This is a genomic window from Uliginosibacterium sp. sgz301328 (genome assembly GCF_041807905.1).
In the GTDB taxonomy this organism is placed as follows: Bacteria; Pseudomonadota; Gammaproteobacteria; order Burkholderiales; family Rhodocyclaceae; genus JBGVSA01.
Window position 1 is genome coordinate 14216 of the sequence record NZ_JBGVSA010000013.1, and the last position, 14057, is coordinate 28272.

Annotated in this window: 12 protein-coding genes; 8 read left to right on the forward strand and 4 right to left on the reverse strand. The window is 65.2% G+C overall.

All coding sequences use genetic code 11. The features are described from left to right. Positions 1–133: 133 nt before the first annotated feature. The 8 genes from ACDA63_RS11375 to ACDA63_RS11410 all read left to right on the forward strand — a co-directional run bounded on the left by ACDA63_RS11375 (position 134) and on the right by ACDA63_RS11410 (position 8166). Positions 134–622, forward strand: coding sequence for a tripartite tricarboxylate transporter TctB family protein (locus tag ACDA63_RS11375; protein WP_373663361.1), 489 nt, complete (start codon positions 134–136; stop codon positions 620–622). Positions 623–640: 18 nt separating this feature from the next. Next, complete coding sequence (locus ACDA63_RS11380) at positions 641–2176, forward strand: tripartite tricarboxylate transporter permease (RefSeq protein ID WP_373663362.1); 1536 nt, start codon at positions 641–643, stop codon at positions 2174–2176. A 69-nt stretch (positions 2177–2245) separates the two neighbouring features. Further along, positions 2246–2614 carry an ArsR/SmtB family transcription factor gene (locus ACDA63_RS11385; protein WP_373663363.1) on the forward strand — a complete coding sequence of 123 codons (369 nt, stop codon included), beginning with the start codon at positions 2246–2248 and terminating at the stop codon, positions 2612–2614. Next, the gene (locus ACDA63_RS11390; protein WP_373663364.1) at positions 2586–3071 is read left to right on the forward strand and encodes an SRPBCC family protein; all 486 of its coding nucleotides are present in this window, start codon (positions 2586–2588) and stop codon (positions 3069–3071) included. The genes ACDA63_RS11385 and ACDA63_RS11390 overlap by 29 nt, the downstream gene beginning before the upstream one ends. A 398-nt stretch (positions 3072–3469) precedes the next feature. Further along, positions 3470–3874: a MarR family winged helix-turn-helix transcriptional regulator gene (locus tag ACDA63_RS11395; RefSeq protein ID WP_373663365.1), complete on the forward strand. Its 405-nt coding sequence runs from the start codon at positions 3470–3472 to the stop codon at positions 3872–3874. A 24-nt stretch (positions 3875–3898) separates the two neighbouring features. Further along, the gene (locus ACDA63_RS11400) at positions 3899–5347 is read left to right on the forward strand and encodes an efflux transporter outer membrane subunit (protein ID WP_373663366.1); all 1449 of its coding nucleotides are present in this window, start codon (positions 3899–3901) and stop codon (positions 5345–5347) included. 12 nt (positions 5348–5359) lie between these two features. Beyond that, positions 5360–6613, forward strand: coding sequence for an efflux RND transporter periplasmic adaptor subunit (locus ACDA63_RS11405; protein WP_373663367.1), 1254 nt, complete (start codon positions 5360–5362; stop codon positions 6611–6613). Then, positions 6610–8166 (forward strand): DHA2 family efflux MFS transporter permease subunit, encoded by a 1557-nt coding sequence (locus ACDA63_RS11410; protein ID WP_373663368.1) that lies wholly within the window; start codon positions 6610–6612, stop codon positions 8164–8166. Before ACDA63_RS11405 ends, ACDA63_RS11410 begins: the two co-directional genes overlap by 4 nt. Before the next feature lie 72 nt (positions 8167–8238). Here ACDA63_RS11410 and ACDA63_RS11415 read toward each other — a convergent pair whose 3' ends face one another. From ACDA63_RS11415 to ACDA63_RS11430, 4 genes are all read right to left on the reverse strand, one after another. Next, on the reverse strand, positions 8239–8976 hold the full coding sequence (locus ACDA63_RS11415; RefSeq protein ID WP_373663369.1) for an NAD-dependent protein deacylase: 738 nt from the start codon (positions 8974–8976) through the stop codon (positions 8239–8241). Positions 8977–9058: 82 nt separating this feature from the next. Then, the gene (locus ACDA63_RS11420) at positions 9059–9895 is read right to left on the reverse strand and encodes a cysteine hydrolase (protein ID WP_373663370.1); all 837 of its coding nucleotides are present in this window, start codon (positions 9893–9895) and stop codon (positions 9059–9061) included. 472 nt (positions 9896–10367) lie between these two features. Continuing rightward, complete coding sequence (gene cobA / locus ACDA63_RS11425; protein WP_373663371.1) at positions 10368–11111, reverse strand: uroporphyrinogen-III C-methyltransferase; 744 nt, start codon at positions 11109–11111, stop codon at positions 10368–10370. Between the two features lie 22 nt (positions 11112–11133). Next, complete coding sequence (locus ACDA63_RS11430) at positions 11134–13833, reverse strand: molybdopterin-dependent oxidoreductase (RefSeq protein ID WP_373663372.1); 2700 nt, start codon at positions 13831–13833, stop codon at positions 11134–11136. Positions 13834–14057: the final 224 nt, after the last annotated feature.

Here is a 14057-nt window from a genome sequence, read left to right on the forward strand (position 1 = left end):
CCCGCACAGGCTTTCCGTTGCCACGTTCTCTAGCTCGTACAGGTGCACCATGACCGAACAGGTATCCGATCGGCCCGATCTCCCCGTCGTTGACCACGGAGGAGGCGAATTCAAGCCGACAGCGCGATCCGAAATGACAGAAGGATTAGGGTGGATGGTGCTCGGCATCGCGATCCTGATCGGATCCTTGCTCATGGATCGCCTCGAAGAGCAGGACATCAACCCCTACACGATTCCGGGCCTGCTTCCGGCGTTGCTGGGCATTGCCATGACCGCACTCGGCTTCCTGGTGTTCATCAGGAAGTGGACGCGCTTCAAGGGGGTCGTCGCTGCGCGTGCGCCGTTGTCGGTCGACAAGCGGACAGCGATGAACCGCATGCTGCTCGTGCTCGGCATCTGCGTCATCTTTTGCGCGGGACTGCTGGGACGTGGCTTGCCCTACTGGCTGACGGGCGGCGTCTTCGTCACGGCCTGCATCCTCTTGCTCGACAACCGGCGACGGGCCGCGGGGGAGGGGAGATTCACATCCGGGAAAATCGTGAGGGCTGCCGTCATCGGGTTCGTCGCCAGCATCGCCATCACGCTGGTGTTCGAGCAGATCTTCATGATCCGCCTGCCCTGATCGACATTGGAGATCATCATGTTTGAAGGTCTTTCTCATCTGGGCACGGCCTGGGCCGGCTTCATGAACATTCACTCGATCCTGTACGGGCTCGGGGGCGCTTTCATCGGCATCGTGGTCGGCGTCATTCCGGGTCTGTCGGCCACGCTGGTGGTGGCATTGCTCACGACGCTGACGCTTAAGGTCGACACCAACAACGCCATCCTGCTGCTGATGTGCTCCTACGTGGGCACGCTGTACGGCGGATCGCGCACGGCCATTCTGCTGAACATTCCGGGCACGGCGGCCAACGCGGCTTCGTGCGCGGACGGCTACGCGCTCGCCAAGCGCGGCGAAGCAGGGCGCGCGATCGGCATCGCCACATCGGGCGCTTTCACGGGGACGCTGTTCGGCGTGCTATGCCTGGCGACCTTTGCGCCGCTGCTGGCGGAGGTCGCGCTCAAGTTCGGCGCATTCGAATTCTTTTGGCTGGCACTGTTCGGCGTGGCCATGTCCGGCATGATCGTCGGCGACGATCCAGTCAAGGGCTGGCTCATGGGCGTGCTGGGTCTGTTCGTCTCGCAGATTGGCCAGGACGGCCTCTATGCGCACGACCGGTTCACCTTCGGCTGGGATCAACTTGCCGGCGGTATCGATCTGATCCCTGCGCTGGTGGGCGCATTCGGGCTGGCCGAAGTCATCACTTCGCTGGCCAATCCGCTTCAGCAGAAAGTCATCGACGTCAAGGATTCGGTGCTGCCGCGCTTCCGCGAGGTCGCGCAATACTGGCGTACGGTGTTGCGCTCGGGCGTCGTGGGCGTGTTCACGGGCCTGCTGCCCGGTGTGGGCGAAGATACCGGCGCGTGGATGTCATATGCCGCCGCCAAGGCCGCCAGCAAGGAGCGCGACCAGTTCGGCAAGGGCTCCATCGACGGCCTGATGGCGGCGGAAACGGGCGACATGTCGTCCATTCCGGCGCACCTGGTGCCGTGTCTGTCGCTCGGGATTCCAGGCTCGGCGCCTTCTGCCGTGCTGATGGCGGCCATGATCATCCATGGCGTGCAGCCTGGACCGATGTTGATGGTCACCCATCCGCAGTTCATCTATGACGTCGTTGCGATGACGACGCTGGCCACCATCACCATCCTGATCTTCGGCCTGTTCTTCATCCGACCGCTGATCTACGTGCTGCGCGTGCCGTACGTCATCCTGATGCCCATCATCTTCCTGCTCTGCGTGGTGGGTGCCTACGCGGGCGCGTCGCGGCTGTTCGACGTCTACGCCATGCTGTTCGTCGGCGTCGGCGCGTTCTTCCTGCGTCTGCGCGGTTACTCGATGGCGCCGTTCGTGCTCGGCATGGTGCTCGGCGGCATTCTCGACAAGAGTCTGCGGCGCGGACTGGTGCTGTCGGACGGCAGCCTTGGCCCGTTCTTCACGCGACCGATCTGCATGGTCTTCGCGACGGTGACCATCTTCACCATGCTGCTGTACATCCCGGTGTTCCGGTCGGCGGTGAACAAGATCGTCACGCTCTGCGTGTCGTCGGTGCGGGCGCTCTTCGCCAGGACGGCCTGAACCGGAGCGACGAATCGTTCGACCAACCCGGGATTGCAGCATTCACCTGCCCTGACTATAGTTAGCTGTATGGCTAACTATAGTGTCTCGGTCAGCGAGGTATTCCACGCACTCGCTGACCCCACCCGCTGCGCAATCGTCAGCTCGCTGGGCTACGGTGCGCAGACGGTGACCGCGCTGGCAGCGCCATTCGACATGGCGCTGCCTTCGTTCATGAAGCACCTGACCGTGCTCGAACGCAGCGGCCTGATCCGCACCAGCAAGCTCGGACGTACACGTACGTGCGAACTGGTGCCGGAGACACTCTCCCGAGCCGAAAAATGGATAGCCGGGCAACGTGCCATGTGGGAGGCAAGATCCGACCGCATGGTCGAGTTCGTCGAACGACTTCACCAACAGGAGCAACCCCATGTCACAAAACGCAGGAGAAAAGACTGATCCGCGCGACCTCGTGATCTCGCGCGTGTTGCGTGCACCGCGCGAAGCGCTGTGGCGCGCCTGGTCCGAGCCGGAACTGCTCAAGCAGTGGTGGTGCCCCCGTCCGTGGACGACCGACGTCCGGGCCTTCGATCTGCGGCCGGGCGGCGCTTTCCATACCTTCATGCAGGGGCCCGACGGCGGCACCAGCGACAATCCGGGCAGCTTTCTGGAAGTCGTACCCCAATCGCGCCTCGTGTTCACGTCGATGCTCACGGCGGGGTGGCGTCCGAACACGCCGTGGCTCGGCTTTACGGCCATCATCACGATGACCGACGAAGGCGATGGGTGCCGTTACGTGGCGCAAGTGATGCACCCGGATATCGCCTCGTGCGAGCAGCACGAGAAACTGGGCTTCTTCGACGGCTGGAACACCGCCATCACCCAACTGGAAGAGTCCGCCACCGCGCCGCGCTGACTGCGAGTGGAGGCGCGATTCCCACAACATGTGCGGAGCAATCCTCCGAGGCGTCTCCATTCTTCCCGCCCGGCACGCGCCGTGCGCTGAGATTCACCCAGCCTGATTCCCGCCGCGCTTTACCGCGACAGGACGGGTTCTCTCTAGCACTCCATTGCGATTGTGATGGACCCCGGGGTCAGAGCCTGGCGGGCGGTCCCTCTTTCCCGCTGGCCGCGCTGGCGGTGCCTTCCTTCAGTCGTCCACGCCGGCACGGGCGCTTACGACTGCCTGCAACTATTACGAGTTGCTTTCAAACAATTATGTTGACAATGATTGCTCAGGCAACCAAAATTTGAGCCGTGTCAAAACCAACCCCAACCCCTACAGAAAGTCACAACGGCGAAGACAGCGTCGGCATGCTGATGCACTACGTCCGCATGGGTCTCATCCGCCACCTCGAACGCGACCTCGGCGCCACGGGGTGCGATGTCAATTTCAGCCAGTTCCGTGTCCTCAAGGCGCTCGCCCACAGCGACGGCATGAATGCCACGGAGCTTGCCCGCCGCGTCGAGCATGACGCCGGCGCGCTCACGCGAATGCTCGATCGCCTGCAGGAGAAGGGCTACGTGATCCGCCGCCCGTGCGAAGGCGACCGCCGTGCGGTAGACGTGACGCTGACCGAAGCGGGCCGTGTGCTGTGGTCGTCGATGAACCGCGTGGCGAGCGAATTGAATGCCTACGCCGTGTCTGACTTGACTGAAGAAGAGCAGAAAACTCTGACGGGATTCCTCCAGCGCATTCGCGCCACCGTCGAGCGCTGAACCTTCAATTGCCGAAGCAAATACATGAAATCTCGTAACCTGTGGCCCGCCATGGCCATGCTGTTCCTGGCGGCTGGCTGCGCCAACATGCGCGGACTCGCGCCCGAAAATGAGCTGACGGATATCCATTCGCTGTCGGCCGACAAGAGCCTTGCCGGCGCCAGACTGTCGGCCACGGCTTGGCCAGCCACCGATTGGTGGCGTCAGCTCGGCGACGCGCAGATGGATGCCGTCATCAGCGAAGCGCTGCAAGGCAATCCGGACCTCGCCATCGCCGATGCGCGAGTGCGCCAGGCCGCCGCCGAATCGCTGGGTGCGGACGCCGCGCGTTACCCGAAGATCGACGCCAAGGGCAGCTTGCCTGGCGCCCAGATTCCCGAGGGCGTGATGCCCGAGCTGGGTGGCAATTACGCCACCATGAAAATGCTGTCCGTCGGCGGCAGCTACACCTTCGATCTGTGGGGCGGCGAGCGTGCCGCATGGGAGTCCGCACTGGGCGCCCAGCGCGCCACCGAAATCGATGCCCGGGCCGCGCGCCTGACCATTTCGACCAGTGTCGCCAGCGCCTACAGTGCGCTGGCCTACGCGTTCCAGTCGCACGATATCGCGCTGGCCGACCTGGATCGCGCCAACAAGCTGCTCGACCTGACTCGCCAGCGTGTCGACGCGGGCGTCGATAGCGTGGCGCAGTTGCGACAGGCCGAATCGGTATCGGCCAGTGCGGAACAGAAAGTGGCGCAGACCGAGCAGGAGATCGAATCCAGCCGCACGCAACTGTCGGTGCTGCTCGGCAAGGGGCCCGACCGCGGGCGCGATATCCAGCGTCCGCAGGCCCTGCACGCCAGCGAACTGGCGTTGCCCGACAACCTGCCTGCCGAATTGCTCGGCCGCCGGCCCGACATCGTGGCCGCGCGCTGGCGCGTGGAATCGGCCCGGCGCGGCATCGACGCCGCCAAGGCGCAGTTCTATCCCAACGTCAATCTGTCGGCCACGCTGGGGCTGCTGTCGGTACACACCGCCGATCTGTTCCAGGCATCCAGCCGCTTCGCGCTGGTGACGCCGGCAATTTCTCTGCCCTTGTTCGACGGTGGCCGCCTGCGCGCCAACCTCGCCGGACGCGACGCGCAATACGATCTGGCCGTCGCCCAATACAACAAGACGCTGGTCGGCGCGCTCAACCAGGTGGCCGATTCGCTGTCGCGCCTGCGTTCGCTGCAGACGCAGGAATCGGCCCAGCGACGCGCATTGTCGAGCGCGCAGCAAGCATTCGATCTGTCGATGCAGCGCTATCGCAACGGTGTGGGCGCGTACCTCGAAGTGCTCATCGTGCAGCAGTCGCTGCACCTGGCCGAGGACCGCATGGCCGACATCCAGACCCGGCAGATCGAAACCTCGATCGAACTGATCCGCGCACTGGGCGGCGGCTACCGCGCCGAACAGCCCGTTCCGACCGCCACTGCATCGACGAAATAACAGGAAGCCGCCATGAGCGCCAACCAAGACAACACCAACCTCCAGGCCTTTGCCGCCCCCGCCAATCGCCGCCGCCGCGTCATGCTCTCACTGCTGGCCGGCGTGATCCTCTTTGCCGCCATCGGCTACGGCTCGTACTACTATCTGCACGGCCGCTGGTTCGAGGAAACCGACGACGCCTATGCCAACGGCAACGTTGTGCAAGTCAGCCCCCAGATCGCCGGCACTGTCGTGACCATCGGCGCCGACGACAACGCGCTGGTGCACGCCGGCCAGTCGCTGGCCGCCCTCGACCCGACCGATGCATCCGTCGCGCTGGAACAGGCCGAAGCGAACCTTGCCCGCACCGTGCGGCAGGTGCGCGGTCTCTACACCAACGTCGGCAGCCAGGAGGCCGATCTGGCCGCGCGCCGCGCCGCACTCGAACGTGCCCGTGCCGACTTCGACCGCCGCCAGGGGCTCGCCGCCACAGGCGCGATTCCGGCCGAAGAACTGGCCCACGCCCGCGAGGCGCTGGCCACTGCACAGAGTGCGCTGGCCGCCGCCGAGCAGCAATTGGCCACCAGTCACGCCATGATCGAAAACACGGGCGTGCTGACGCACCCCGAAGTCAAGGCCGCCGCCGCCGCCGTGCGCCGCGCGTATCTCGATTACGTGCGCACCAGCATGGTCGCGCCGGTCACCGGCTACGTGGCGCAACGCAGCGTGCAGGTCGGCCAGCGCGTGCAGCCGGGTACGCCGTTGATGGCGGTCGTGCCGCTCGATCAGGTCTGGGTCGATGCCAACTTCAAGGAAACCCAGCTCCAGCACATGCGCATCGGGCAAGAGGTCGAACTGACTTCCGACCTGTACGGCAGCGACGTGACCTTCCACGGCAAGATCGCCGGTCTCGGCGTGGGCACGGGCAGCGCGTTTTCGCTGCTGCCGGCGCAGAACGCCACCGGCAACTGGATCAAGATCGTGCAGCGTGTGCCAGTACGCATCGCGCTCGATCCGAAGGAACTGTCCGCGCATCCGCTGCGCATCGGTCTGTCAATGCGCGTCGAAGTGAACATGCATGATCGTCGCGGCCCGATGCTGGCGCAGGCGCCGGTGAGCGCTCCGGTGTTCACCACCGATGTCTACGCGCGCCAACTGGATGAGGCCGAAGCGCGCATCGCCAGCGTGATCCAGGCCAATGCCGGGGGCCGTGTTGCCGCCGCGCCCGCAGCCAAGCCTGCGGCCCGCAAGATCGAAGCCGTCCAGGCCCGAAAGATCAGCTCATGAATCCGCCGTTCCGCCCCGCCAACCTGGGGCTGTGCACCGTCGGTCTGGCGCTGGCGACTTTCATGCAGGTGCTCGACACGACGATCGCCAACGTCTCGCTGCCGACCATCGCCGGCAACCTTGGCGTGAGCTCCAACCAGAGCACGTGGGTGATCACCGCCTTTGCGGTGAGCAACGCGATTGCCTTGCCGTTGACCGGCTGGCTCACGCGCCGCTTCGGCGAAGTGCGCCTGTTCGTTGCCGCAACGCTGCTGTTTACGCTGGCTTCGCTCCTGTGCGGCATCGCGCAGAGCATGGGCATGCTGGTGGGCTTTCGCGCGTTGCAGGGCTTCGTCGCCGGGCCGATGTATCCCATCACGCAGGCGCTGCTGATCTCGATCTACCCTGCGAACAAGCGGTCCCAGGCCTTGGCGCTGCTGGCCACGGTGACCGTGGTGGCGCCCATTGCCGGCCCGATCCTGGGCGGGTGGATCACCGACAACTACAGTTGGCCGTGGATCTTCTTCATCAACGTGCCGATCGGTATCTTCGCCGCCTCGGTGGTGTGGAGCCAGATGCGCGCCAAGCCGTTCCAGAACGAAAAGCCGCGCATGGATTACGTGGGGCTGATCACGCTCGTCGTCGGTGTCGGCGCGCTGCAACTGATGCTCGACAAGGGCAACGAGGAAGACTGGTTCAACTCGAGCTTCATCGTCGGCACCGCCATTGTCTCGGCCATTGCGCTGGCGATCTTCATCATCTGGGAGATCACCGACCGCGACCCGATCGTCAATCTGCGCCTGTTCCGTCACCGCAACTTTACGGCCGGCACATTGGCCCTGATGCTGGCGTATGGCGCGTTCTTCTCGGTCGGCCTGCTGGTGCCGCAATGGTTGCAGACCCAACTGCACTACACGGCCGTGTGGTCCGGGCTGGCCGCGGCACCGCTCGGGATATTCCCCGTGCTGCTCACGCCTTTCGTGGGCAAGTACGCCTCGAAGATGGACTTGCGCCTGCTGGCGTCGACGGCGTTCGTCGTGATGGCGGCCACCAGTTTCATCCGTTCGGAATTCATCACCACCATCGACTTCCAGCGTGTGGCCGAAGTGCAGCTCATGCAGGGCTTGGGCGTGGCGTTCTTCTTCATGCCGGTGCTGACCATCCTGCTGAGCGACCTGCAGCCGCACGAGATTGCCGCCGGCTCCGGTCTGGCGACGTTCCTGCGCACGCTGGCGGGGAGCTTCTCGGCATCGATCACCACGTACCTGTGGAGTCGTCGTGCCGTCGTGCATCACGCGCAGATGAGCGAGACGTTCTCGCCCTTCAACCCGCACACGCAAGGGGCCATCCAGCAGTTCGGGCACGGCGACCTGCACGTGGCTGCAGCCAACCTGGAGCGCATCATCACGCAGCAGGCCTACCAGATTTCGTTCAACGAGATCTTCCACGCGCTGGGGTGGTTGTTCCTCGCGCTGGTGGCCGTCGTGTGGCTCGCCAAGCCACCGTTCCACAAGAGTGCGCCGGGCGGTGCCAAGTCCGTCGGCGGCAACGAAGCCGCCGCTGCCGCCCACTGATCGCCGCCTCGCCACAAACAAAAAGCCCTGGTTCAAAACCAGGGCTTTTTGTTGGGTTCGCGGAAGACCGCGTCAGCTTTCCAGTCTTTCGCGTAGCGCGGTGCACGCTTCGCCGATCTTGGCTTCGATGCGGGCATTGAAGAATCGGTCCATCGAAGTCGGCGTGAGATTGATGATCGCCGCCGGAACGCCTGCATGTGCGGCTTCGGCCGGGATCAGGTTGACCGGGCCGACCTCGAGCGAAGACCCCATCACCAACAGGACGTCGGCGCGCGCCGCCAGCCGGAAGGCGCGCTCTACCAGCGGCACCGCCTCGCCATACAGCACCACGTCGGGTTTGATGATTTCGCCGCACTCGCGGCATTCGGGAATTTCATGGTCCTGCACATAGCCCACGTGGTAGACCTCGCCGCAGTTCAGGCAGTGTGCCGTCATCAGCGTGCCGTGCAGCTCCAGCACCTCGTGGCTGCCGGCCTGCGTGTGCAGGCCATCGATGTTCTGCGTGAGCACGCTGACGCGCTTGCCGCGCGACTCCAGCCAGGCGAGGAATTCGTGTCCCGCGTTCGGCTGGTAATGACCGGCGAGCTTGATGCGGAAGATGTCGCGAAAATCTTTCCAGAAACCGACCGGATCGGCCTGGAAATAGTCGATCGACACCACCTCGGCGAATGAGCGATTGACAGTGAACAGGCCCTTGGCCGAGCGAAAGTCCGGAATGCCCGACTCAGTGCTCATGCCGGCGCCCGTCAGCACGGCAATGTGCTGGGCGCCCTCGATCATGGCAGCGACGCGCTGGATGCTGGAATTCATGGTGCAGGCGGGTAATGCGAAGGCGCATGAGCATAGCAGAGCGGCCGGCCGCGTGTTTTTGCGCTGCGTCGGCCCGCCACGGTCAACGCCCGAGCTGTGCGACCACTTCGGCCGCTCTCATCGTGCGGGCGCCGCGCTGGCGCATGGCGCCGAAAAAGTCGCGCGCCTGGGACTCAAACCCACCCACCGGACTCATGCAGTCTTCGATCAGCACCAGCTTGCGCACGCTGGCGCCAAGCGCGTCGGCGACGTGTTCAACGGTGGCTTTTACGCAATGGCTGGCCGCCTCGCCGGCAACGAAAATCTCGTCGGCCGAAGCCAGCGAGGACAGCAGCACCATGTTGGCCTGCGTGGATACATCGTCGTTCGGCACTTCGGCGCGGATCGCGCTGTAGTGCTCGGTCCACGGATTGGTGCCCTTGATGACCTTGTCGACGTTGCGCAGCGCGCGCTCTTCCCACCGGTCGCACGCGGCCAGCACGGCGGCGTGGATGTTGTGGCCCCAACTGCCGATTTCACAGTGCACCGGCCACACCATGTGCGTGTAGCGGCCGGCGGCTTCGAGCGCGTCGAGATACGCGACAACCCGGCCGCGAGCATCCTCGCGTCGCGGCACGATGCGCCCGGCGCGTACGTCATCGGCAGTCACCTGGGTGAAGGGCGTCACTGCGCTGCCGTCGCCGCGTATCCAGAAAGTGGGGTGGCCGATATCGATGCGCTGGTGCGAATCGAGCGTGACGGTGATGGCATCGAACGCCTCGCCCGCTGCGTCGATGACTTCGGCCAGACGCAGCATGTCCGCGTGCGCGCCCGCCACTGGCAACGCCGGCGCGACGCCAGGCGGACGCCAGTCGGGCGGCAGGTCGCAGAAATCGTTTTGCGGATCGATGACGAGGAGGTGGCGGCGTGGAAGCGGCATGATCTAGACGAGGGGCGTGAACAAAATCATTGTAGCGCCGTCGCTCGCAAGCCGCGTCAGAGACCCGGCGCGCGCTGACGCGTCTGCGGTCCTGTGCGGGGGGCGATACGCCGCGTATCGAAAGATCCTCGCGCATCATCGACAGCATGCCTTGCGCGGCGACGGACAACGCCCGGTCCTTGCTCCACGCGATGTGAATCGATCGCGCAATACCCGGCGGCTCCAGCGGGATTGCATTGGACATTTGCCTGGTGCCACACCCGGCATGCCGAGCAGCTTTACAAGGCCGGCCATGTCGAGGACGCTCTGCTGGCACTTCGGCGTGCGTCTTGTCTGGCTGAAGAGTCCAAGAACATAAGCCGCCCGTACGCGACATGAAGCGTGCGAGCTTGTCGGGGCGGTGAATTTGCGGCGCTTCCGGCTTGGCGGCGACCGCGTGGGCGGTCAGCCTCAGCAGACCCAGTGGGTCGGATCAAGCCGCGGAGGCCAGCGCAACCGCGTCCGCCTGCGCGTGTGCCAGAGCGTGGCCGATCAGGATCACCGATGGACTGGCGAAGCCGAATGCATGCGCATCGGCGGCCAGTTGGTCCAGGCGCGTGACAAGCCGCCGCTCGTGCGCCGAGCCCGCCCATTGCACGACGGCGGCCGGCGTGCCGGCAGCGAGATGTTGCAGCAGGTTCCCCGCGATACTGTCGACGCGGCTCATGCCCATGTAGATGGCGAGTGTGGTGCCGGTAGCGGCCAGTGCCCGCCAGTCGGGTTCCGAATGGTCATGCGCGTGCGCCGTCACGAAGGTGACACCGCGGCAGTGATCGCGATGCGTGAGCGATGCGCCGAGCGAAGCAGCGGCCGCCAGCGCGGAAGTCACGCCGTTGATGATGTCGACTTCGATACCCGCCGCACGCAGAAAGTCGATCTCTTCGCCGGCGCGCCCGAACAGCAACGCTTCGCCGCCCTTGACGCGCACCACGTACCGGCCCGCCAGCGCATAGCGGCGCATGAGTCGCTGAATGAAGTCCTGCGGCGTGGAGCGGCAGCCGCCGCGCTTGCCCACGCGGACGACACGGGCCTGAGGCGCCAGCGTGACGATGTCTGGATTGGCAAGATCGTCGAGCATCAGCACGTCGGCGCGCGCAAGTGTTTTCACCGCGCGCACAGTGAGCAGGTCCAGATCGCCGGGGCCGGCGCCAAGAAGGGTGACTTTGCCGATCGTCATGAGGTGCTCTCCGGGGGATGTGTCATGCCGCCTGCGTGGCGGAGGCGCACATTTGTTTGAGTTCGGGCACGCACGATCCGCACACCGTGCCGCAGCCGAGCGTCGTTTTCAGTTCGTTGAATCCGGCGCCTTTCGCCAATTGCGCGCGAATGGTCGATTCCTTGACCTGCTTGCAGTTGCAGACCGTGCGATCGCGCGGTGCCGTCGCGCGCTGGGCGAAGACCGTCATGCGCGGGCCTTGCCATGGTTCGCCGTCGATGAGTCTAGCGAGCAGGGCGTCGGCGCCGGTAACGTCACCCGCGAAGACCAAGCCGTCGAGCCGATCGCCGCGCCAGCCCACCCGCTTGACGACACCGCGCCGCGCGTCGCTGTATTCGAGGACATCCGCGCCGGGTTGAAGGTCGAGTGCGGCGGAAAGTCGTTCGAGCCAGCCGGCGGGCGCCGCCACGCACGCCGCACGCACGACCAGCGCGTCTTGGCCTTGCAGACTGATGGCGGCGTATTCGCATTCGGCGAGCAACGGCTGCACCGCCGCATGTAGCGCATGCAGATCATCGCTGCGCCGCGCCGCTACCACTTGCCACGTGAGCGTTGCGCGCTCCACGCGCACGGCGGCGTGCTTCAGTTCCGGCTGCTGCGATTTGTCGTCGACGGCCGGCAAGCTGGTTTCGTTGACGCCACCCGAGTTCAGGAATTGACCGTTCCAGTGCATGGCGGCAAACACGCTGCCGCTGGCGACCTCGTCCGATACCTGCAGCGGCAGCACGAAGCTGCCGCGTTTGCTCGCCACCCGCACCAGATCACCGGCCTTGAACCCGCGCCGCTCGGCGTCGGCCGGATGCATGCTCAGCGAAGGTTCCGGCGCGTGCGCGAATAGCGCCGGCACGCGGCCAGTGCGACTCATGCCGTGCCATTGGTCGCGCAGACGCCCGGTCAGCAGATGAAAGGGAAAGCGCGCGTTGGTCGCTTCCGCCACCGGTCGATAGGGCAACGCATGAAAGCGGGCGCGGCCATCGATGGTGGCGAAAACGCCATCGGCATAACGACGAGCGAGGCCTTGCGACTGGCCCGCTGGCAGCGGCCATTGTTGCGGACCTTCCGCTTCGAGCCGTGCGTAATCCAATCCGCCGATGTCGAGATCGCGCCCCACGGTCAGCGCGCGGTGTTCATCGAAGATCGCTTCACTGTCGGCGTAGGGGAACAAGGTCGGTAGTGCTGGGCGCAGGCGCTCTTCAATGCGGCGCGCCACCTCCGCTGCGATCCACCAGTCCGCGCGTGCTTCGCCTGGTGCGTCGATGGCGGCACGCACCCGCGAGATGCGTCGCTCGGAGTTGGTGACGGTGCCGCTCTTTTCACCCCACGTGGTGGCGGGCAGCAGCACGTCGGCATAGGGCACGGTATCGGTGTTGGCGAAAGCCTCTTGCAACACGACGAACTCGGCGCGCGCCAGTGCTTCGCGCACGTGCGGGACGTCCGGCATCGAGTGCGCCGGGTTGGTGCACGCAATCCACACGGCCTTGACGGTTCCTTCGAGCAAGGCATCGAATAGCGCCACAGCAGGCAGGCCGGGGCGGGCAGAGAGGAATTCCGGTATGACGCCCCAGTGGGCGGCGACTTCGGCGCGGTGCGCTGCGTTGCCGATGTCACGGTGCGCGGCCAGCATGGTGGCCATGCCGCCGACTTCGCGGCCGCCCATGGCGTTGGGTTGGCCGGTGAGCGAAAACGGCCCCGCGCCGGGACGGCCGATCTGCGCCGTTGCCAGATGCAGGTTGATGAGGGCGAGGTTCTTGTCCGTGCCATGGGCCGACTGGTTCAGCCCCATGCAGTAGAGCGACAGCGATGCGCGGCTGCGGCCGAAGATCTCCGCCGCTTCGACCAGTTGCGATTCGTCGATGCCGCATAGTTCTGCGGCCATGCGCGGCGTGTAATCGCGCACCTGGGTCTTTAGCGCTTGGAAGCCTTCGGTGTGCGCGGCCACATAGTCCGCATCGACCAGGCCTTCCCAGATCAGGTGATGCAGCATGCCGTTGAACAGCGCTACGTCTGTGCCGGGCTGGATTTGCAGGTGCACGTCGGCCATCGCGGCGGTGTCGGTACGGCGCGGGTCGACCACGATCCAGCGCACGTCCGGGTTGGCCGCGCGTGTGGCTTCAAGGCGACGGAACAGCACCGGGTGGGCGTAGGCCATGTTGCTGCCGGCGAACAGCACGCATTCGGCGTGTTCCAGGTCGTCGTAGCAGGTGGGCGGGCCATCGGCGCCAAAGGCCATCTTGTAGGCCGTGACGGCACTCGACATGCACAGGCGCGAATTGGTGTCGATGTTATTGGTGCCGAGCAGCCCCTTGGCGAGCTTGTTGAAGACGTAGTAATCCTCGGTCAGCAACTGGCCGGACACATAGAACGCCACGGCGTCTGGCCCGTGTTGCTGGACGATGTCTGCAAATCGCGCGGCGACGGTGTCGAGCGCGGTGTCCCAATCGACGCGTGCGCGCTCGGCGTCGCGCGTAAGCCGCATTTCCGGGTGCAGCGCGCGGCCCGACAGGCTTGCCGCGCTGTTGGCGAGGTTCAGCCCCTTGGTGCACAGCCGGCCGAAGTTGGCGGGGTGATCGGGGTCGCCGCGCACGCCGGTGATGCGCGTGCCGTCGGATTCGATCAGCACGCCACAGCCCACACCGCAGTAGCAGCAGGTCGAACGGGTGATGGTGGTCGTGGCGTTGGTCATGGCTTGGGTCAATCGAGGTAAGGAGTCTCTAACACAATGAAACATCATGATCGTTGGTCTGTAAGGGGCGCTCGCAAGGCGCAAGCCGAAGCCAAGGCTGATGGCCTTCGCGAGGCGCTGCAACGCAGTGAGCGCCCCTTGCAGAGCCAACCCATCGGGCTCCGCCGCCATAGCCTCAGCTCAGCGTTGCACCTCCTTGCCTGGGCACCAGCCAAGCTGTGTCG

Bases quoted from the DNA above. Each gene is read 5' to 3' on its own strand.
- ACDA63_RS11375 (WP_373663361.1), top strand. From the start codon at position 134: ATGACAGAAGGATTAGGGTGGATGGTGCTCGGCATCGCGATCCTGATC.
- ACDA63_RS11380 (WP_373663362.1), top strand. From the start codon at position 641: ATGTTTGAAGGTCTTTCTCATCTGGGCACGGCCTGGGCCGGCTTCATG.
- ACDA63_RS11385 (WP_373663363.1), top strand. From the start codon at position 2,246: ATGGCTAACTATAGTGTCTCGGTCAGCGAGGTATTCCACGCACTCGCT.
- ACDA63_RS11390 (WP_373663364.1), top strand. From the start codon at position 2,586: ATGTCACAAAACGCAGGAGAAAAGACTGATCCGCGCGACCTCGTGATC.
- ACDA63_RS11395 (WP_373663365.1), top strand. From the start codon at position 3,470: ATGCTGATGCACTACGTCCGCATGGGTCTCATCCGCCACCTCGAACGC.
- ACDA63_RS11400 (WP_373663366.1), top strand. From the start codon at position 3,899: ATGAAATCTCGTAACCTGTGGCCCGCCATGGCCATGCTGTTCCTGGCG.
- ACDA63_RS11405 (WP_373663367.1), top strand. From the start codon at position 5,360: ATGAGCGCCAACCAAGACAACACCAACCTCCAGGCCTTTGCCGCCCCC.
- ACDA63_RS11410 (WP_373663368.1), top strand. From the start codon at position 6,610: ATGAATCCGCCGTTCCGCCCCGCCAACCTGGGGCTGTGCACCGTCGGT.
- ACDA63_RS11415 (WP_373663369.1), bottom strand. From the start codon at position 8,976: ATGAATTCCAGCATCCAGCGCGTCGCTGCCATGATCGAGGGCGCCCAG.
- ACDA63_RS11420 (WP_373663370.1), bottom strand. From the start codon at position 9,895: ATGCCGCTTCCACGCCGCCACCTCCTCGTCATCGATCCGCAAAACGAT.
- cobA (WP_373663371.1), bottom strand. From the start codon at position 11,111: ATGACGATCGGCAAAGTCACCCTTCTTGGCGCCGGCCCCGGCGATCTG.
- ACDA63_RS11430 (WP_373663372.1), bottom strand. From the start codon at position 13,833: ATGACCAACGCCACGACCACCATCACCCGTTCGACCTGCTGCTACTGC.